Genomic DNA, 20,058 nt, shown 5'->3' on the forward strand with positions numbered 1-20,058 from the left:
AATATATCACATACTCACCAACAGTGCAAGAACTTTTTTTATTTCCTTTTGTATCCTATATGCACAAATTAACTATTTAGCGTATGAGCATGTAATATGTTATCATACCCAAACAATAAATTCAATACAAAAAAGGAGAAGTACCTCCGGCCCTCTCCCCTTTTACACCTTTACATGTTACACGGATTAGTATCGCACCTTCTTACTGTTTCTTTTCATTTTGATGCAAGGTCGGTTCGGGTTTGCCCATCTTCTGATTCACATAGCGGGCTGCGACAAACAAAAAGTCGGATAGACGGTTTAGGTAGCGAATAACGACAGGATTAACTTCCAGCTGTTCACCGACGGAAATCGCTTTGCGTTCCGCCCGGCGCACAACCGTTCGTGCAAAATGCAAGCCCGCTCCTGCCGGACATCCGCCGGGAAGAACAAAATTCGTTAATGCCGGAAGCTCTGCATCCCACTTGTCAATCATCTTCTCCAGATACTCTACATCTGCCTCTTCAATTTTCCACCCTACTTCTTTGCCAGCAGGCGTGGCCAGTTCGGCACCTATATGAAATAGTTTCGTCTGCACAATATGAAATACAGAGAAAAACTCCTGCCATTCATTCCCTTCAGGCATATGGGAAAGCGCAAGCCCAATCGCCGAATTAGCTTCATCACAGGTTCCATATGCCTCAACGCGCGGATCATACTTAGGAACGCGCATACCGTAGACCAGACTAGTCTCTCCCTTATCTCCCGACTTTGTATAAATTTTCATACCTGTTCCCTCCCGCCATCTTTCCTTTTTATTAATGTCCCTCTTACCTTAATATCCTCGACGACAATCAATGACATTCATCATGTCCGACTCCGCCTCTTTATCATATGCAGTAAGGTTATGATGAAAAATCTCTAATGCACGCTCCATATAAAAAGGCGAACGTCCCGACATATGAGGTGTCACCAGGCAATTTTCCAACTGCCAAAACGGAGATGATTTCGGCAGAGGTTCTTCCGAGAATACATCAAGGACTGCCATTTTCAGCTTCCCTTCTTGAAGATGTGTAACCAATGCTTCTTCATCAAGGACCGCCCCTCTGGCAATATTGATCAGCACAGCACTTTCCTTCATGGCTTCCAACTCGGTACGTCCGATAAGGTTGCGGGTTTCTTCCGTCAGAGGCACGATGACCACGATATAGTCGCAACGCGGAAGAACAGTGAGCAAGTCCTTCTGCGCATACATCTCATCACACCCTGATTTTAATGTCCCGCTCCTGCTCACGCCCAGCACCTTCATGCCAAACACCTGAGCACGGCGCGCAATTTCCTCACCGATCGCTCCTACTCCGATGATCCCCAGAGTCTTACCGTACAGTTCTTCCACCCGAATACTGCGATCCCATTCGCTATTGCGCTGCTTCTCATACAGTTCATTCATTTTGCGTGCCACCTGCAGCATGACGCCAAACGTATATTCAGCCATAGGGATTTTATGAATTCCGCTCGCATTCGTTACCAGTATGCCGCGATCAGCTAATAGCGACAGAGGCATCATGTCCACTCCTGCACTTAGCACTTGAATCCATTTTAGTTTTTGCATTTCCGGAATATTCTCCGGTGTCAAATCTTCCCCGTATGTAACCAATATATCTGCATCCATTACATCAGCTTGCGCTTCTTTCATCGAAGCATAAAAGTGAAACTGATGGTGAGGATATGACGTTACCAATTTCTCTTGATGACGCCCACTCATTTTAGCCGTGGATATAATCTTCATTTCTTTTATCACTTCCTCTCCCCAGAAACAGGCCTACCGCTTTTTGGCAACCAAAATCAACTCAGAACTTTCCGGTCCAAATGCTCCTTTAGCAAAATCACCGTAACGCCCTACGACACTGAATCCTGCCAAGCGCAACAAATGATGCATCTCCGCCGGAAAAATGTATCGAATGTGAAACGGAGTTACCACGCGTTGTACAACGACGCCATCCCGGTCCGTACGTTCATACTGCCGGATAATCTCGGCGATTTGCTGAAAATGATCATAGCGTGTATAGTCCCAGACCACCAACCGATCATCGCTCCCTGGAATCGTGTAAATTCCGCGCGTCGAACTTTTTTCATCCTGTTCATATAGATGCTTAATTGTCGGAACAAACACATTCAACCCAAGCAAGCCGTCGTCCGTAAGATGCTTTCGCACTTGACGCAGCGCAGCCATCTGATCTTTAACCGAAAGAAGATGCAAAAAAGACCGATACGGAATTATCACCAACGGAAATGTACGATTCAATTCAAATGTACGCATATCGCCATGCATAAATTGCAATTTATCGCTTACACACGCCATTTCTGCCTTAGCACGCGCTTTCTCAAGCATTTTCTCAGAGGAATCGACACCAACAACCTCCACTCCCTTGAGCGCCAGCGGAATGGACATCCGGCCGGTACCGCACGCCAAATCCAATACCGCTCCTCCTGATTGAAGCGCCAATTCCGTATAGAACGCTATATCGCCTTCCAATCCATTGGAAACGATGTCATAGTATTCTGTCCAATCATAATGAGCGACGCCCATACGCTGTCCCTCACCCTTTCGTCCAGGCTCCTGCCTCTTTCTGAATTACAGATTCTCCGAGATATACTGCAGCGCTTCGTCTACGTGTCCATCCACTTTCACCTTGCGATACTCTTTCCTCAGGCGACCTTCTTTATCGATGATAAACGTCGAGCGCTCAATTCCCATGTATTCCTTGCCAAAATTCTTTTTTAGTTTATATACATCATACAACTTGGACACTTCGGCTTCCGTATCACTCAGCAGCAGAAACGGCAGATTGTACTTTTTAATAAACTTATCATGAGACGTCAAACTATCTGTACTCACACCTAAAATTACCGTATCTTTGGCGGTAAATTCTTCTGCTTTATCGCGAAAATCGCACGATTCCTTCGTGCAGCCCGGCGTGTTATCTTTCGGATAAAAATACAGCACTACATTTTTGCCTCGGAAATCATGCAGAGACACATTTTTCCCATTGCTTGCCGGAAGTGTAAAATCCGGGGCCTCTTGTCCAACCACTGCGTTTGCCATTATGTATTCCTCCATTCCCGTAGAATTTATTCCCCTTCATCTTATCAACTTTTGCCTGATAAAACAAAGGAAGGACATGCTCCTGTCATTAGGAACCTGCCCCCCGATAATGTTTAACCCCGTAATTCCATATCATGACACCCATCACGAAAAATACAACACCGATCACAGGCGTTAGCAGCGTATAAGAATAATACTCTTCCCGTTCCAAGAAATACGCCGCCGGATAAACTCCCACAAACGCAAACGGTAAGATCCATGTCAGCAGAAAACGGATAACCTTATTATAAATATTAACCGGATAACGCCCGTAGCTCTGTATATTCCAAATCATTGGCGAAATTCCCGTCTTCGAGTCGGAGAAAAAGCCGATGGCCGCAATGGCTGTATAGACGCCGCCATATACCAGGGCACCGGAGACAACTAGCAAAATAAATACCAAAGGATCATACCATGAGATATCAATTCCCATATGCAGCCCGGCATATATCATAATTACGATGCCGGTCACCGCACCCACCAGTGATTGAGGATCCATCGTCTCTAGCATTACCTGAAAAAGATTGTGTGCCGGTCGGGTTAATATTCGGTCCATCTCTCCTTTGATAATATATTTCTCCTGGAATTCCCATAGATTGAAGAAGGTAGAAAACACCGCATATGGCACAAGAAAAAAACCATAAATAAAGATAATCTCATCACGGGTCCATCCTTTCAGCAGCGTCGTATGCTGAAAGACAACCAGAATAAACACCAGATTCGTAACCTGAAATATAAAATCCGAGACAATTCCGTTTATAAAATCCAGACGATAAGCAAACCGCATTTTAAAATATTGTTTAAGATAATCCCAAAAAAGCGAAAGATAAAACACAAAATCCCTCCTTGCCCCGTGCACCGCATGAACACCTATCCATCTTAATGGTATGCTTTACGCCCGGCAAGTCAATATGCGAAAGAGATTTCCGTGGGAAATACTCGCTTATGCTAATTCAAGCCATAGAAAATCTGTCTTATTGGCGCCCTGCTTCTCACTGTTATTGGATTCCAAGTACGGAAAGCATTTCTTCCGTAAACAAAAACGGAATATCCGATGTATAAACGTTCCATCCTCCGGTCGCTGGATTTTTTTTCAGCATAACAACGCCTTTAATTGTCTGCGTGTTCTCCAAACTTTCTTCGCCTTCTTTGCTCGCTTTGAGATGATATTTTACCCCGTCCACTTCCACGACGGCAATCCGGTTCCATTTACCGATGACTTTGGCGTTTAATGTACCTTCACGGGTAACTTCCACATTGTATCCTGCTTCTTTAAACTTGCGAAGTACGGCAGAGGTCAGTTCACGGGTCGCTTTATGGTATCCTATATAGCGGCTGTCGCTGATTTCTTTTAATCGCGTCAAATCAAGCGCCTGCAACGCCCGCCCTTCCTCTTCCTCGCCTGTTTTTACGGCTTCAAGCAAGGTTTTATCCGACGGTACCGCATTCTCCTCTAAATACAGCGCATTGGATAGCATCACCATTGCTTCGGCACGCGTTGCGTATTCGAATGGCTTAAAAGTTCCATTCGGATACCCGCTAATAATCTTCACCGAGCTGGCTTTTGCCACTTCCCGTTTGGCCCAGTACGACCATCCGACATCTTTGAACGGTTTTGTGTTCGCTTCATCAAATGCTATCGTATAAGCAAACGCGCGCGTAATAAATGCAGCAATCTCTCCGCGTGTAATATTGCGATTCGGTCCGAATGTTGTCTCCGTTACCCCTTTTACAATACCGAGTGAACTGGCAATATTGACCGGCTTAGAATACCATTGATTCGGCTCGATGTCGGAAAAGGCGCGCGGTTCCTGCTCCTGGTCCTGCTTCAAACCAAGCGCGCTGACAAGCAGAGAAACGAATTCAGCACGCGTAATCTTTTTGTCCGGTTTAATTATAACCGCTCTGTCCCCTTCCACATATCCCTTCACAATTTCGGCATGGATTAAATCATACACTTTATCCCCTGCCCAATGATGCTCAATGTCTCTCGGCAGGTAACTGTTTACGTTACTTATTTCTTTTGCTTCTCCGGCGGTCTCAGCCGCCCATACCTGTTTTGGAAAAACACTTAAAGCACCCAGCGTCAAAGCCAGCATAATTTTACTTACGAAGGTATATTGTTTCACGTAAAAATTCCATCCCTTTCCTCACAGTTCTTCTATTGTATTTTTATAATTATGATAGATATAAATTCTTATCTCCTGCTCATACATATAGTTAGAAAGAGTTGCAATTATAGTAAGCTAGATTTTATACCTTAACCATTATTTTAAAGTAATAACAGGCCTTGTAACTATAGTCATATTTGAGTGTTAAATCCCATTTTTTACCTTATCCTAGTCGCTTTTAACCACAAATTTTTAAAAGAAAAAACCTATAAAGAAAAAGGCCTCCTTTATCGATAAAGGAAGCCTATGTCGGACATGTTCCGCATCAACCACCTTGAATGACTATACTTTTGCGGGCGTACCGCCACATCATCCACGCAGGAAGAAGCAACAGGATAACCCATGTAGACTGTACCAGCAACGCCGAATAAATCTCCTCGCCTTTCATTGCGCCGGTGAAAATCATACCGGGTAAATAGCTAATCGCCTGGAACGGAAGATATTTCAAAATCTCTTGCGCCCACTCCGGATAAAAGCTAATCGGCAAAATCAGCCCCGAAAATAAATCGACAATTACGCGTTTGGCTCTCATAATTCCTTCGTTATTATAGAAGAAAAACGTCAATAGCCCGGTAATCAGGTTAATTTGCGTATTAATTACGAAGCTCATCAGCAGACTAAACAAATACCAGCTCCATGTCGCTGCACTGTCAGGATACTGAATCGGAAAAATAAAACTGACAAGCAGCATGCCCGGCACGGAAAAAAACAGCAGACGGAACAGCCCTTCACCGAACCCTTGCATAAGTTTAACGGTTAGGTAGCTATAAGGACGAATCATCTCGATGGCTACTTTTCCTTCTTTAATATCCAACGCCATTTCCCGGTCAATATTATTGAAGTAAAACGCGCGGGCCATCCAGCTAATCGCCACATATGTAACCATCTGCTGCGAGGTTAAGCCTCCCATGCTTGGCTGGCCGCCGTAAATCGCGTTCCACAAGAAGTAGTACGCCCCAATGTTAATGCTGTAAACGATAATGCCGCTATAATAATTCACGCGGTATGCAAGCATGGTTAGAAAACGAATGCGGATAATTTCCGCGTACATGCTAAACATTGACAATCCCCTCTTGATAGATATTGCGCACAATCTCTTCCGTACTTACCGCTTCAATGGAGATGTCTTTCACCTCATAACGGGAGATAATGCGGGACAGCAAATCGGAAACAGCGACATCTTCTTCGCCGAACAACGCACGAAAACGGACCGCGTTCTCTTTTTGCCATGTCACCGGCAGCGTGTCTGTCAGGCGTTCCAGCTCCTCTACTTCAGCCGGCTCTGTAAATTCAATCATGACCCTTTTCTCGCTGCCCCATGTCGTGCGAAGTTCATTTAATCCGCCGTCATAGATGATTTTTCCGCTATCAAGCATGACGACCCGCGACGAAAGCGCCTCGATGTCCGATAAATCATGAGTCGTCAATAAAATCGTTGTTCCGTATGTCCGGTTGATTTCCTTGAGGAAGTCACGAATTTTCAATTTGACCAGTACATCCAAACCGATCGTCGGCTCGTCCAAAAACAACAGCGGTGGGTTATGAATAAGTGCAGCCGCCAGTTCGCAACGCATGCGCTGACCGAGGCTAAGCTTCCGCACCGGCTTGGTTAGAAGCTCTTCGATTTCCAGTACTTCAATGACATGCCCCATATGACGTTTATATTCCTCATCCGTGAGCCGGTATACTTTCTTCAGCAGGGTAAACGATTCCTGCACGGCGATATCCCACCAGAGTTGACTGCGCTGGCCGAACACCACACCGATTGTCCGCACGAACTTCTCCCGCTCCCGATGCGGATCCATGCCGTTTACACGCAGATAACCGGACGTCGGCATCAAAATTCCGGTCAGCATTTTGATGGTGGTCGACTTACCCGCTCCGTTCTCTCCGATATAGCCCACAATCTCGCCGGGGGCGATTTCCAGGTCAATTCCGTCGACGGCCCGCATGGTGCGGTACTGGCGGTTGAATAAATCGCGGAATGCCCCTGCAAGCCCCGGACGGCTGTTATATGATTTAAACACTTTTGTAAGTCCTTTCGCTTCAATTCTCAGCATTGTACCTTCCCTCCGTTTTTGCTCCATCAGCTATCATACCGTTTTTGTTCATGGCATTAAAGTCAAACGGGTTAATTTTGTTTATATCCAGCTTCTTCTCCTTCCAACTTTCATCTATATAACGTATCTTTAAATATGGATACTATCATTAGGAGGAATAAATCTTGGATTTCACACGTTCTGAAGAATTATATCATGAGGCGCTCGATGTCATCGTCGGAGGCGTCAATAGTCCTTCCCGCGCTTTTAAAGCGGTAGGCGGCGGCGCGCCTGTCACTATGGCGAGAGCGGAAGGCGCGTACTTCTGGGATGTCGACGGCAATAAGTACATAGACTATCTGGCCGCATACGGCCCGATTATCACCGGTCATGCGCATCCTCATATTACGGAAGCGATTATCTCCGCAGCAAAAAATGGCGTATTATACGGTACCCCAACACCATGGGAAACCGTCTTCGCCCGTAAAATCCGCGAGGCTATTCCTTCCATGGAGAAAATTCGGTTCAACAATTCCGGTACAGAAGCAGTGATGACAACCATTCGTGTAGCACGTGCCTATACGGGGCGCAATAAAATTATGAAGTTTGCAGGCTGCTATCACGGCCATTCCGATCTTGTGCTAGTTGCCGCTGGTTCCGGGCCTTCCACGCTTGGCATACCGGATAGCGCAGGTATTCCGCAGTCCATCGCGGATGAAGTCATTACCGTACCGTACAACGATATCGATGCATTTGCCCAGGCGATGGAAAAATGGGGCGAGCAAGTGGCCGGCGTACTAGTGGAACCGATTGTCGGCAACTTCGGCATCGTAGCACCGGAAGAAGGTTTCCTGGAAGAGGTGAATCGTATCACTCACGAAGTCGGAGCACTTGTTATCTACGATGAAGTGATTACCGGATTCCGCTTTATGTACGGCGGAGCGCAAAACCTGTTAGGTATTGAACCGGACTTGACGGCTCTTGGCAAAATCATCGGAGGCGGCCTTCCGATCGGTGCATATGGCGGGCGGAAAGAAATCATGGAAAAAGTGGCGCCACTCGGACCGGCTTACCAGGCGGGTACGCATGCCGGAAATCCACTGTCGATGCAGGCTGGCATCGCTTGCCTGGAAGTACTTGAACAGCCTGGCGTCTATGAAGAAATGCATCGTCTGGGCAAAATGCTGGGCGAGGGTCTTAAGCAAGCAGCCGACGAAGCGGGCGTCCCTGTAACCATCAACCGGGTAGTCGGTGCGCTGGCTATGTATTTTACAGATAAGCCTGTGAAAAATTATGATGATGCCAATACAGCCGACGGCGACATGTTCGCCCGGTTCTTCCGCGCCATTCTTGAAGAAGGCATCTGCCTCGCTCCCTCTAAGTATGAGGCGTGGTTCATTACAACATCCCATACGGAAGACGATATCATTTATACAGTTGAAGCCGCAAAGAAGGCATTTATTAAAATACAAAAAAAATAATAAATATGCAATGAATTTTCTCATCAAGGGTGCAATTGTTAATTGCGCCCTTTTTGTATAGGCAAATATTATTAAATCCCAACGTTTTTGTCACATAATATGACATCTAAGGAAAATCGAAGGATAATTTTGATCATTAATGGAAAATGCGTATTATCATCCGAATATTTAAATACAATAAAACATTATTGTTCGCTTTTTAACTATTGTTATTTATATTCTAAATTATTCTAATTGTTAAGGTTTCATAAATAAAAGCGTTTTCATTTGAATAATTAATCAAATTGATATTGTAGAAAGTAACATTTCATGATATTCTATACTTACTTTTTTGACAGTTCTGTTTTGTTTTTCTTATCGAACTGTTTTATAAACGAATGTATAACGTTCGTTTTTTCTGGAGACCGACCTATACAAAGAAAAACGGTCTTTACTTTTCGTGTGAGAGACTATTGTTTATTAGGAGGTGAAGGTCAGTTTAGCTGACCGAAACGATGAAGAGAGCAGATTTCGGTAATTTCCGCAATCACCTGGCAGAAGAGCACGATAGCTGTGGCATTATCGCTATCATAGAGAAGAACGGAAAACCTCATCGCGATAATATCTCCAAAATTATCGACGGTCTTGTAAAGATGGAACATCGTTCCGGTTTCATCGACGGCGAAGGTGACGGTTGCGGCATTCTGAGCGACATCCCCCGGGAACTTTGGGCTAAAAAGCTCGCAGATGCCGGAAAAGCGGCTGAACTGGCATACTCCCCTTCTTTCGCTGTGGCCCATATTTTTATTCCGAATAAGGGCCATAATGTTGAGAGTGTAATGGAAGATATCCGCGGCATGTTCAAACAGGAAGGTCTTTCCATTGAATTGGAGCAGAGAAACGCCGTAAACAGCGAAGTGCTCGGCAAGAATGGTCGCGCCGACGAGCCTGTATTCTGGCAGCTCGCTTGTAAATATGAAGGACCAGCCGTTATCGAAAAAGCGTTATTTGAATTGTTGATTGCAATCGAGAAAAAGCATAATGTTCATGTCGCTTCCCTGAGCAATCATTCGGCTTCTTATAAAGTCATGGGCGCAGCCAACATTCTTCCGGAATACTTCTTGGACATCCAGGAGCCGGAATTCGCTTCGTCCGTAACGATAGGGCATAACCGTTATTCCACTAACACGCTGTCCAACTTCTTCCGCGTACAGCCGTTTACGATTCTTGGACATAACGGGGAAATTAATACGATACGTAAATTGGAAGATGAAGGCGATATGCTTAACGTTGATCTGGTAGACGGGGGCAGCGATTCGCAGAATATGAACCGTACCATCGAGACACTTATTCACCGTTATGATATGTCCCTGTTTGAAGCGCTAGAAATGGTTTTCCCGCCGATTATTAACGAGATGAAGAACCTGCGACCTGAACTGCAGGATTTATACGTATACTACCGTCAAACATGGGGCCATTATGCACAGGGCCCGGCCGGAATTGTCTCCCGTTACGCCAACGAGTGCGTATTTAGCGTAGACGCGCTGGGCTTGCGTCCAGTATGGATGGTAGAAAGCGAGACATCATTGTATTTCTCTTCCGAGCAGGGGGTTATCCCGGTATACGAAATGGTTAACGAGCCGAAAGCGCTCGCGCCGGGCGAAAAAGTGGGCGTACAGCTCAATCCGGGCCAACCAGTTACAATTATTCCTCATCATGAGCTGCAAAATATCGTGCTGGAACGTTCCAGCAAACGCGCTGATTTCACCGGTTTCCGCAGCCAGCTTCATTTTACGGAAACTCCTTTGGCTGCCAAAGCACCTCATGATGATATCAAAACGGTAACCAACCAACAATATGCCGCTTACGGATGGGAGCGTGAACACATCCAATTGGCAGAGCAGATGTCCACCAATGGCGCGGAACCGATTCGTTCCCTTGGGCATGACGCGCCTCTGGCTGCCCTTGCGGATGTGCGGCAAAATATCGCCGATTTCATTAAAGAAAGCGTTGCAGTCGTTACCAATCCGGCGATCGACCGTGAGCGTGAAATGGAGCACTTCTCTACTCGCGTCGTGTTGGGCGGACGCCCTGGACTCTTCCCGCAGTCAGGTAACCTGACCAAAGCGCTTGAGCTTCCTTCCCCTTTGCTGGTTGAAGGAAAAAGCCTGCAAGAACTGGCCGATAAGCTTAATACCGTTTCACTTGAACAATTAATGGAGCATTTCGGGACAGAGGCACACATTCTGCCGGTATACTTTACAGATGGAGAGACGATGCCGCAAGCGCTGGATCGCATTGCACAAAGCACGGTAGAGGCGGTGAAGAACGGGGCACGTATTCTGCTGTTCGACGACAGCATGGCTCATCAGGAGAACCAATACTGGATCGATCCGCATCTGGTAATCTCCAAGGTCGATCGCGCATTGAAAAAAGCGGGATCAAGAGGCAACGATAACTTGCGCCGTCAGGCAAGCCTTATTATCCGCTCCGGTTCCATTCGCAACTTGCACGATTTAGCAGTAGCGCTCGGACTGGGCGCAGATGCGGTAGCGCCGTACCTGCTGTTTGCGACCGTTTTCTCGAAGGAAGGAGCGGCTTCCGTCGAAAATCTCTTTAACGCATTGAATAAAGGGCTGGAAAAAGTGATTTCCACCATTGGTATTCATGAACTTCGCGGCTATGCACGCCTCTTCTCTTCCATCGGTCTTCGTGATGAAGTGGCTGATGTGCTTGATATCGTTAATTTCTGCGGCAGTGATAAAGCCGGTACCTCGTTCGCCGAACTGGAAGCGGACAGCAAGAAACGTTATGAAGAAGCGAATGATGAGAAAGCACGCCCGGCAAAAATCTTCCATCTGTGGCCGCGTGTCTGGAAGTCTATCGGTGAAGTGGCCTCAGGAAGTCTGCCGTACGCCGATTTTGCGGAGAAGTTGTTGGAGCAAGAACGACAAAATCCGCTATCCATCCGTCATCTAACGGAGTTTAATGTGTCGAAAGCAAACAAAAAGGTAGCGCCGGAGCAAGTGGACGTCTCTATCGGCGAACACAGCCTGCCCTTTATGATTTCGTCTATGTCGTTCGGTTCGCAGAATGAAGTTGCATTCCGCGCTTATGCCGAAGCGGCAGACCAGTTGAACATGATTAGCTTTAACGGTGAAGGCGGCGAGATTAAAGACATGCTCGGCAAGTACCCGAGAACCCGCGGACAGCAAGTTGCTTCCGGACGCTTCGGAGTAAATGTAGAGCTGGCGAACTCGTCCAACCTGCTTGAGATTAAAATCGGGCAGGGTGCGAAACCGGGTGAAGGCGGACATCTGCCGGGCAAAAAAGTAACAGCGAAAGTTGCAGCGGCACGGAACGCAACGCTCGGGTCTGACTTGATTTCCCCGTCAAACAACCATGATATCTATTCGATTGAGGATCTGGCGCAGATTATTACCGAATTAAAAACCGCGAACAGCGAAGCAAAAGTGTGTGTCAAAGTGCCTGTTGTACCGAATATCGGCACTATCGCGGTCGGTATTGCCAAAGCAGGCGCGGATTTCATCACATTGAGCGGTTTCGACGGCGGTACGGGTGCCGCGCGTGTCCATGCGCTGCAGCATGTCGGCCTTCCGGTAGAAATCGGTGTAAAGGCAGCGCACACGGCGCTTATCGAAGCCGGACTCCGTGATAAGGTAGAATTATGGGCTGACGGCGGAATTAAAGGTGGCCATGACGTGGTCAAAATGATACTGCTCGGCGCCAACCGCATCGGATTCGGTACGCTCGCCATGCTGGCAGTCGGCTGTACGACATGCCGCGGCTGCCATCTTGATACTTGCCACGTAGGTATTGCAACGCAAATCGAGTCTGTCGAAGAAGCCAAAGAACATGGCTTGCGCCGCTTCGTACCTCGTGTATTTGATGTAGCAGTAGATAACTTAAAACGCCTCTTTACTCAAATTGGCCAGGAGGTACAACGCATTACTGCCGAGCTTGGATTCGAGCGTACACAGGACATGGTAGGCCGCGCAGACCTGCTTGTACAGGAACGCGGAAAAGAACAAATGGATTTGACGGCTCTGCTCGCAAGCGCCCCGTTCCCGCTGAGTGATCCGGCACGTGTCGAATCAAAAGTCCTGGTCGCTGTAGGTGCCGAAGGATATGAAGCACAAGACAGTTATGCTTCTCCACATGCGCCGATTAACGAAACATTTACTAATGTTCTAAGCGACCAGCGTGTACTGGGCAGCCGCTACTCCGGCGCCCGTGTGAAACCGTATCTGGACGGCAGCTACGTAAATCTGCCGGAGGTATCTCTTACCTTCAAGAACGGGAGCGTGCCGGGGAACGGGCTTGCCGCTTTCAATGCGGAAGGCGTATCGATTCGTGTATATGGCGGCGCACAGGACGGTGTCGGTAAGACCGGCTTCGGCGGCCGTATAGCTATCATGAAATCGATGAATGCACATCGCCAATTTATTAACGGTTCTGTGGGCAAGAGCTTCTGCTATGGCGCCCAAAAAGGTCTGTATATTGTACAAGGAAATGCGGACGCCCGTGCCTGCATCCGCCTGTCAGGGGCTGATGTCGTCATCGGTGGTGAACTGCAAGAGCCGATTAACGATGAACTGGGCGGTATCGGTGCACGGGCCAATATCAAGGGCTTTGCCTTCGAGTATATGACAAACGGGCGTGCCGTTGTGCTGGGTGACCCGGGTCCATGGATTTGTTCCGGTATGACCGGCGGTACGGTGTATCTGCGTCTTCAGCCGGAGATGGGACTTGATAAAGCTGCAATCGAGCGCCGCATTGCAAAAGCGGCTAAAGTCACACTCGACTCGCTGAATGCTAAAGGCAAAGAAGACCTCGCCTACCTGCTCGGCGAATACATTGACGAGCTGGAAGCAAGCGGCCAACAGGAGAAAGCAGCCCAAATCCAGAAACTGTTGGATAACGTCGAACAGCACTTCATTATGCTGTCACCGATGAAAGAACAGGCCGATCCGTCTATCGCTACCGAATAATTTTTCGCGTATAATTTTCACCTGCAGCTCCCAATTATGCAGTGTGATTACCACCTATACGGCAGCCGTCCTTCTCCCAGGGGCGGCTGCTCTTTTTTTGTTGCTTTTTTTAGGAACCGTGGTAATATACATTATTAGCAAAGCTACTGTTTGGAGGAATTATGCGCGTCGGAGCACGTATTTTAAAGACAGGAATCGCCCTTATTCTGGCGCTGCTTGTCTGTCGATGGTTTGATTTAAAGCCTCCTGTTATTGCGGCTATTGCAGCTACGCTAAGTATTGAACCAACCGTATATCGTACGTTGAAAAGCCTGAAGGAACAGATGGAAGCCAATCTTATTGGTGCTATTCTGGGTATAACGGCAACATACTTTCTGGGTGCGGAACCGCTTGTGGTGGGCATCGTCGTGATGCTCGTCATCATCATCAATCTGCGCCTTAAGCTGGAAAGCAGTCTTGTGCTTAGCGTAGTAACTGTTATTGCCGTAATGGAGACGACGGAAGGCAGTTATCTTTACTTTGCAGGGAATCGTTTCTTGCTCACGGTTATAGGGGTCTTTTCAGCAGCGGTGGTTAACGCTCTGTTTATCCCTCCTCATTACGAGCGGAGATTATTTAAAGAAATCTCGGAAACAGGGGAGAAATTCTCCATACTGATGCGAACACTTATCCATAATCAGATGGAAGAAAAAGTATTCCGGGAAGAAAAGGATAAAATCAAATCCAATTTCAAAACGATGGACCAGCTGTACGATTTGTACACAGAAGAAGTCACCAAGCTGCGCAAGTTCACATACTCCGGCCAAAAAAAGCGGGTCATTTTTAAGCAGATGATGACGGTACTTCATAAGGAAATGGATATGCTGCGCACATTCGAGCGCCATATTTATTCTTCTTTCCAACCGGGACATCACCTTTTTCCGCTCATCCAAAGTCAGTTGGAGGCTTTGACGGAATATCATAAAAATATTTTGTTGACATATGACGGCATTTTAAAACCGCGGGAAGACTGGCATCTTCCGGACGAAATACTCCGGGAAAACAACCAACTGCTGCACAGCTTCATGACGCTGTACCCTGAAGTGAAAGATACGCCTGATCCAAAAGATGACGGACAATGGCGCCATTTATTCCCTGTAGTGGCAGAAATTCTTGAATACGCCAACCAGCTTGAGAGATTAAGCAAACTTGTGCACACATTCCATAATCACCAGGGAGAAGAAGAATAAAATCTATTGACATATTAACAATTTCAAACTATTATTAAACACAGACAATTTCATCTTTCTTATCACGAGAAGGCTGAGGGACTGGCCCTATGAAGCCCGGCAACCTGCTTGTGTCTTTTTAAAGACGGCGAGCAAGGTGCTAATTCCTGCAGAATGGATCATTCATTCTGAAAGATAAGACCGTGAAGTTCGAAGCTTTGAACGTACCGCTCTCTTTCTTTCAGAAAGAGAGCGTTTTTGTTTTTCCGGAAAGGATGAAGAGACAATGAGCGAATATATTACTGTCAGTTATCTAACCGAAGCGAAAGATTTATATAAAAAAGCCGAAGCCATCGCAGTAGGCATGACTGTCGGCAGTTGGACCGACCTGCCGCTCGCCCGTCAGGAAGTGCTGGCTCCTTACCTGGGCACAGTCGGCAGCGTAACGATTACAGAAGAAAAAGATGGCCTCCAGCAGGGTATCATCGCCATTCAATATCCGACGGGAAATATTACTCCCGATATTCCGGCTCTGCTGACTACAGTGTTCGGCAAGTTATCCATGGACGGAAAAATCAAGCTGGTGGACATCGACTTTCCTCCTTCCCTGCTGGCCCGGTTCCCCGGACCGAAATTCGGGATCGCGGGCATCAGAGAATTGGTGGACGTCCATGACCGTCCGCTATTGATGAGTATTTTCAAATCCTGCTTAGGCCTTCCGCTCGGCGAATTGGAAACACAGTTCGCGGCACAAATAGAAGGCGGGGTCGACCTGGTAAAAGACGATGAAATCTTCTTTGTGGACGATAAAGCACCGCTGGCCGAACGATTGGCCGCCTATAATCGAATCATCGAAACGGCCGGGCGCCCTGTGCTATATGCAGCCAACCTGACCGGCCCGGTGCACCAATTGGTGGATAAAGCAAAATATGCAATTGAACGCGGAGCTAACTGCCTGCTGCTGAATGTACTGCCGTACGGTTTCGATATTTTGCACCGTCTGGCAGAAGATCCGGACATTAGCGTACCGCTTATGGCACATCCTGCGATGGCCGGAGCTTTCTACGCCGCAGATGAATACGGTATCGCCTCTTCGCTCTTGCTTGGTAAACTGATGCGTCTTGCGGGCGCGGACCTAATTTTGTATCCGTCTCCGTACGGATCGGTTGCTCTGGACCGTACGGAAGCTCTCGCGATTGCCGAGCATGCACGATCATCTAACGGTGTACACAAATCCGCCTTCCCGGTGCCTTCCGCAGGCATTCATCCGGGCCTGGTTGCCAAACTGTATGAAGATTTCGGAACGGATGTAATCGTTAATGCCGGCGGCGGCGTACACGGCCACCCAAACGGTACGGCAGACGGGGCCCGTGCCTTCCGTGCCGCCATCGACGCGGTTGTGCAGGGTCAAACGCTTGCCGAAGGCGCAAAATCAAGCCAGCCGCTTGCTCTGGCGCTTGAGAAATGGGGTAGCGCATAACATGAACAAACAGATTGTTATCTTTTGTGATTTTGATGGGACAATTACTGAGAAGGACAACATTGTCGACATCATGCGCGAGTTTGTTTCGGAAGAACAATGGAAGCCGATTGTAGACGACATTTTCGCTAAGAAAACCAGTCTGCGTGCCGGTGTGTACGACTTGTTTCAGCTTATACCGAGCACGCGCAGGCAGGAGGTGACCGACTTCGTATTGAACCGTGCCCGCATACGCGATGGATTCGATGATTTCGTCGATTACTGCCAGAAGCAAAACATCCGGCTGCTGATTACAAGCAACGGCATCGACTTTTTCATTGAACCGATTCTTGCGGCTTATACAGAGAAAATCGATACCATTTACTGCAATCGAAGCGACTTTTCCGGCGATAACATTGAGATTATCTACCCGTATTCATGCGACGAGCATTGTGATGTGGATTGTGGAATGTGTAAAACGACCATCATTCGCCGCTACGATAGCGAGCGCTATTTTAAAGTCGTTATCGGCGACAGCATTACCGACCTTGAAGGGGCGAAAATCGCCGATGCGGTTATTGCCCGCGACTATTTAAAAGAAAAATGCGAAGAACTTGGCATTGGCTATAAACCTTTTTCGAATTTCCATGACTGCATAGAAGCGCTGACTGATTTTATTACGCGAACGGAGGTAACCCAATGAGCGTATACACACACGAAACACGCCAACAGGTCTTTCAACAATTGGATAAAGTGAAATTGGCGTTTGCGGCCAGGGACTGGTTCCCTGGCACAAGCGGCAACCTATCCATCAAGATTAGCTCCTCTCCGTTGCTTTTGGCAGTAACGGCGAGCGGCAAAGATAAAACAATCTGCACGCCGCACGACTATCTGGTCGTGGACGAAAACAGCAAACCGTATGAGACAACCTCATTGAAACCGTCGGCGGAGACTCAAATCCACACGGCTATCTATCGCAATATTCCGGAGACAGGCGCCGTATTCCATGTTCATACAATTCCTAATAATATCATCTCTGAACTATACGGCGATCAGGGATATGTGACACTGCACAATCAGGAACTCATCAAAGGGCTTGGCATATGGGAAGAAGGCGCCGAAATTCGCATTCCAATCGTCGAAAACTATGCTGATATCTCCCGTCTTGCAGAAGAGGTGGAACGCGCACTCTACCCACGAGTGCCGGGTGTACTGATTCGTAACCACGGCATTTATGCCTGGGGAGGCAGTGATTTTGAAGCAAAACGTCACTTGGAAGCATTTGAATTCCTGTTCGCGTATCACCTGCAATGGCTACAAGTCCGCCATCTCGCTGGATCACTTGCAGGACAACAAGCGATTCAAAACACACATTCACTAACCTATCATGCAACCGGGCGACAATAATTCAATTACTATAAAAAGAAGATTCGAAAGAGAGGGAAAATAAAATGGCTTACATCACTTTTCATGATACAAACAAACAAATTGTTAAAGGAAATGAAGTCAAAGAATTTCTGAGTACACAAGATGTTATTTACGAAAAATGGGGCGTAGATCGTCTGGATAAAAAATTAAAAGAAAATTACACACTGTCTGATGAAGAAAAACAACAAATTATCGAAGCATTCCGCGCTGAAATTGATGACCTGAGCACGCGCCGCGGCTATCAAACAGAAGACATTGTGGTACTTTCAGAAGCAACGCCGAATCTAGAAGCACTGCTCGATAAATTTAAAGAAGAACATCACCATACGGATGACGAGGTTCGTTTCTGCGTAGACGGCCACGGTATTTTCACATTGAAAGGCAATGACGGACGCTATTTCGACGTTGTAATGGAGCCGGGCGATTTGATTTCCGTGCCGGCATACACCCGCCACTGGTTCACCCTGTGCGAAGACCGAAAAATCAAATGCATCCGTATCTTCGTCACACCGGCTGGCTGGGAAGCGATTTACGAAGAAACTGAAACAGCGGCAAATTAATATATAAATCGAATTTGAAGTTTCGACATTTATATAGTGGTATGAGGAATAGAGAAAAAGGGAGAAAAGCACGGGCAATTGTAAAGTGGGAAAAAGCGATTGCTTTTTCCTTCTGCTGATTCGTTGTTATCTCTTCTCCACTTTCTCTTCCCTCACTCCACGAACGAATACGGGTTTCTCATAAATTATTTTAAAGACTTTAACAAATCATCAATATATGATAACACTTCTTCAGAAGCTTTAGAAAGTAAACGCAAATGATTTTCAGCTTGAGGAATATCTCCATTCTTATATGATTCTGCAGCCAATCGTGCCTGCTCATGTACCTGTTGATGTGGAATATCTAATAATTCAAAGCTGCTATGATCTCCAATTCTTTCGCGGGTTGCAGCATCAAAATACCATTTACCCAATCGACAAACCTTATGGGAGGACACATCTTCCGGATGTACTATTTCATATCCAAGAATCATGTTATAAATACGCCATTTCCATAAAATATGGTCTGTCTTTGCTAACTGTAACAATGCCCTGGTAGACAACTTAATATTATTACGGAATACTTCTGTTCGCAGCGACTCTGTCATTTTACTAAGCTCGTACACAGTTTTCCCTGTATCTTTTCCTAACTCCCCAATCTCCTCTGTAAGCTGGCTAATAGATACCATACGTTGCGAGATTTCATCTATGGAAGCTGCTTGCTGTTGGGAAATGGCTGCCGTATTGCTGGTTGCATCGTTGATTCGCTGAATGTCTTCCGTAATTTCCGTTAAAATAGGGAGAGCTAATTTTGCCTCATCTACTCCTTTTTTTATAGATTCAGCAGTTATCGCGATAGTATTCGATACATCTGAAGAAAACACTTTTAAATCTTCCGCACTCACATGAACCTGATGTAATGAATCAACCGTGCTTTCTGCAAGTTTTCGTACCTCATCGGCCACTACGGCAAATCCGCGGCCATGTTCACCTGCTCTAGCTGCTTCAATAGAAGCGTTGAGTGCAAGTAAATTGGTTTGATCTGCAATACCCCGAATAATTTCAACGACATTGACGATAGAAGAAATATGCTTCTGTAAAGAAGAAAATTTATCAACAATACTTTTGAATTCTTCTTCCGTATGAACAATATCGTTAAGCGCCTTTTCAATTACCTGTTTTCCTTCTGTCGCTTTCAATACAGCCATTTCGGTTTTTTCTGCTACGGATGTAGCATTACTTGCAACTTCTATAATTGAAGCTGTCATCTCTTCTGTTGCTGCCGTTACAGTTTGTGTATCCGAATTTTGCAAATCGAGTTTCCTAATTAAATCTTTAATTTGCATAATTTCAGAATTTTTATCCATCAACCGTGCAATTCCTTCAGCTACTTGTTCCATAATCTTTTCAGTGTATACTTCAATTAATACTTGATGTTCGATATTGATAGCACGCTGTAACACTTCTGCTAATTGCAAATAGGTTGACGGCAAAATTGTTTTTTTAGAAAATAAAGATATTTGCAAAAAGAAATGCAGTTGATTGAAAGCCACAATTAGCTTTCCTACATTATAACGTCTTATCCGAAGTTCATTAAAAAAAGGAATAATTTTATCTA

15 protein-coding genes, 1 pseudogene and 1 riboswitch are annotated in these 20,058 nt (G+C 46.4%); of the genes and pseudogenes, 7 read left to right on the forward strand and 9 right to left on the reverse strand.

Going from position 1 to position 20,058, the window contains the following annotated elements:
* Positions 1–202 precede the first annotated feature (202 nt).
* From ADA01nite_RS18955 to ADA01nite_RS18990, 8 genes are all read right to left on the reverse strand, one after another.
* Positions 203–766, reverse strand: coding sequence for a cob(I)yrinic acid a,c-diamide adenosyltransferase (locus ADA01nite_RS18955; RefSeq protein WP_146811996.1), 564 nt, complete (start codon positions 764–766; stop codon positions 203–205).
* A 48-nt stretch (positions 767–814) separates the two neighbouring features.
* A complete protein-coding gene (locus tag ADA01nite_RS18960; RefSeq protein WP_146811997.1) occupies positions 815–1,768 on the reverse strand; it encodes a D-2-hydroxyacid dehydrogenase in 954 nt (317 codons plus the stop codon).
* Positions 1,769–1,801: 33 nt separating this feature from the next.
* Complete coding sequence (locus ADA01nite_RS18965) at positions 1,802–2,569, reverse strand: class I SAM-dependent methyltransferase (protein ID WP_146811998.1); 768 nt, start codon at positions 2,567–2,569, stop codon at positions 1,802–1,804.
* 45 nt (positions 2,570–2,614) lie between these two features.
* Complete coding sequence (bcp, locus tag ADA01nite_RS18970; protein ID WP_146811999.1) at positions 2,615–3,085, reverse strand: thioredoxin-dependent thiol peroxidase; 471 nt, start codon at positions 3,083–3,085, stop codon at positions 2,615–2,617.
* An 88-nt stretch (positions 3,086–3,173) separates the two neighbouring features.
* On the reverse strand, positions 3,174–3,959 hold the full coding sequence (locus tag ADA01nite_RS18975; protein WP_146812000.1) for an ABC transporter permease: 786 nt from the start codon (positions 3,957–3,959) through the stop codon (positions 3,174–3,176).
* Positions 3,960–4,122: 163 nt separating this feature from the next.
* Positions 4,123–5,253 carry an S-layer homology domain-containing protein gene (locus tag ADA01nite_RS18980; protein ID WP_146812001.1) on the reverse strand — a complete coding sequence of 377 codons (1,131 nt, stop codon included), beginning with the start codon at positions 5,251–5,253 and terminating at the stop codon, positions 4,123–4,125.
* Positions 5,254–5,560: 307 nt separating this feature from the next.
* On the reverse strand, positions 5,561–6,355 hold the full coding sequence (locus ADA01nite_RS18985; RefSeq protein WP_146812002.1) for an ABC transporter permease: 795 nt from the start codon (positions 6,353–6,355) through the stop codon (positions 5,561–5,563).
* Positions 6,348–7,355, reverse strand: a complete 1,008-nt coding sequence (locus ADA01nite_RS18990; RefSeq protein WP_146812003.1) for an ABC transporter ATP-binding protein — start codon at positions 7,353–7,355, stop codon at positions 6,348–6,350. The genes ADA01nite_RS18985 and ADA01nite_RS18990 overlap by 8 nt, the downstream gene beginning before the upstream one ends.
* A gap of 164 nt (positions 7,356–7,519) precedes the next feature.
* Between ADA01nite_RS18990 and ADA01nite_RS18995 the strand changes: the two genes are divergently transcribed.
* The 7 genes from ADA01nite_RS18995 (at position 7,520) to mtnD (ending at position 18,461) form a co-directional block, all read left to right on the forward strand.
* Positions 7,520–8,815 carry a glutamate-1-semialdehyde 2,1-aminomutase gene (locus tag ADA01nite_RS18995; protein WP_146812004.1) on the forward strand — a complete coding sequence of 432 codons (1,296 nt, stop codon included), beginning with the start codon at positions 7,520–7,522 and terminating at the stop codon, positions 8,813–8,815.
* A 494-nt stretch (positions 8,816–9,309) separates the two neighbouring features.
* The gene (locus tag ADA01nite_RS19000; RefSeq protein ID WP_146812005.1) at positions 9,310–13,806 is read left to right on the forward strand and encodes a glutamate synthase-related protein; all 4,497 of its coding nucleotides are present in this window, start codon (positions 9,310–9,312) and stop codon (positions 13,804–13,806) included.
* A 161-nt stretch (positions 13,807–13,967) separates the two neighbouring features.
* A complete protein-coding gene (locus tag ADA01nite_RS19005) occupies positions 13,968–15,035 on the forward strand; it encodes an FUSC family protein (RefSeq protein ID WP_146812006.1) in 1,068 nt (355 codons plus the stop codon).
* Between the two features lie 56 nt (positions 15,036–15,091).
* Positions 15,092–15,216: riboswitch (SAM riboswitch) on the forward strand.
* 84 nt (positions 15,217–15,300) lie between these two features.
* Positions 15,301–16,494, forward strand: a complete 1,194-nt coding sequence (locus ADA01nite_RS19010) for a 2,3-diketo-5-methylthiopentyl-1-phosphate enolase (protein ID WP_146812007.1) — start codon at positions 15,301–15,303, stop codon at positions 16,492–16,494.
* 1 nt (position 16,495) lies between these two features.
* The gene (locus tag ADA01nite_RS19015) at positions 16,496–17,176 is read left to right on the forward strand and encodes an MtnX-like HAD-IB family phosphatase (RefSeq protein ID WP_146812008.1); all 681 of its coding nucleotides are present in this window, start codon (positions 16,496–16,498) and stop codon (positions 17,174–17,176) included.
* Positions 17,173–17,880, forward strand: coding sequence for a methylthioribulose 1-phosphate dehydratase (locus tag ADA01nite_RS19020; RefSeq protein ID WP_146812009.1), 708 nt, complete (start codon positions 17,173–17,175; stop codon positions 17,878–17,880). Before ADA01nite_RS19015 ends, ADA01nite_RS19020 begins: the two co-directional genes overlap by 4 nt.
* A gap of 44 nt (positions 17,881–17,924) precedes the next feature.
* A complete protein-coding gene (mtnD, locus tag ADA01nite_RS19025) occupies positions 17,925–18,461 on the forward strand; it encodes an acireductone dioxygenase (RefSeq protein WP_146812010.1) in 537 nt (178 codons plus the stop codon).
* Positions 18,462–18,823: 362 nt separating this feature from the next.
* Here mtnD and ADA01nite_RS19030 read toward each other — a convergent pair.
* Positions 18,824–20,050 (reverse strand): annotated as a pseudogene (locus ADA01nite_RS19030) (methyl-accepting chemotaxis protein); the annotation flags it as partial.
* Positions 20,051–20,058 lie beyond the last annotated feature (8 nt).

Source organism: Aneurinibacillus danicus, assembly GCF_007991215.1.
GTDB classification, from domain to species: domain Bacteria; phylum Bacillota; class Bacilli; order Aneurinibacillales; family Aneurinibacillaceae; genus Aneurinibacillus; species Aneurinibacillus danicus.

What these genes read in the sequence shown, in the direction of transcription:
- ADA01nite_RS18960 (WP_146811997.1), bottom strand. Translation starts at nt 1,768, where the DNA reads ATGAAGATTATATCCACGGCTAAAATGAGTGGGCGTCATCAAGAGAAA.
- bcp (WP_146811999.1), bottom strand. Translation starts at nt 3,085, where the DNA reads ATGGCAAACGCAGTGGTTGGACAAGAGGCCCCGGATTTTACACTTCCG.
- ADA01nite_RS18985 (WP_146812002.1), bottom strand. Translation starts at nt 6,355, where the DNA reads ATGTTTAGCATGTACGCGGAAATTATCCGCATTCGTTTTCTAACCATG.
- ADA01nite_RS18990 (WP_146812003.1), bottom strand. Translation starts at nt 7,355, where the DNA reads ATGCTGAGAATTGAAGCGAAAGGACTTACAAAAGTGTTTAAATCATAT.
- ADA01nite_RS19010 (WP_146812007.1), top strand. Translation starts at nt 15,301, where the DNA reads ATGAGCGAATATATTACTGTCAGTTATCTAACCGAAGCGAAAGATTTA.
- ADA01nite_RS18965 (WP_146811998.1), bottom strand. Translation starts at nt 2,569, where the DNA reads ATGGGCGTCGCTCATTATGATTGGACAGAATACTATGACATCGTTTCC.
- mtnD (WP_146812010.1), top strand. Translation starts at nt 17,925, where the DNA reads ATGGCTTACATCACTTTTCATGATACAAACAAACAAATTGTTAAAGGA.
- ADA01nite_RS19020 (WP_146812009.1), top strand. Translation starts at nt 17,173, where the DNA reads ATGAGCGTATACACACACGAAACACGCCAACAGGTCTTTCAACAATTG.
- ADA01nite_RS18955 (WP_146811996.1), bottom strand. Translation starts at nt 766, where the DNA reads ATGAAAATTTATACAAAGTCGGGAGATAAGGGAGAGACTAGTCTGGTC.
- ADA01nite_RS19000 (WP_146812005.1), top strand. Translation starts at nt 9,310, where the DNA reads ATGAAGAGAGCAGATTTCGGTAATTTCCGCAATCACCTGGCAGAAGAG.
- ADA01nite_RS19005 (WP_146812006.1), top strand. Translation starts at nt 13,968, where the DNA reads ATGCGCGTCGGAGCACGTATTTTAAAGACAGGAATCGCCCTTATTCTG.
- ADA01nite_RS19015 (WP_146812008.1), top strand. Translation starts at nt 16,496, where the DNA reads ATGAACAAACAGATTGTTATCTTTTGTGATTTTGATGGGACAATTACT.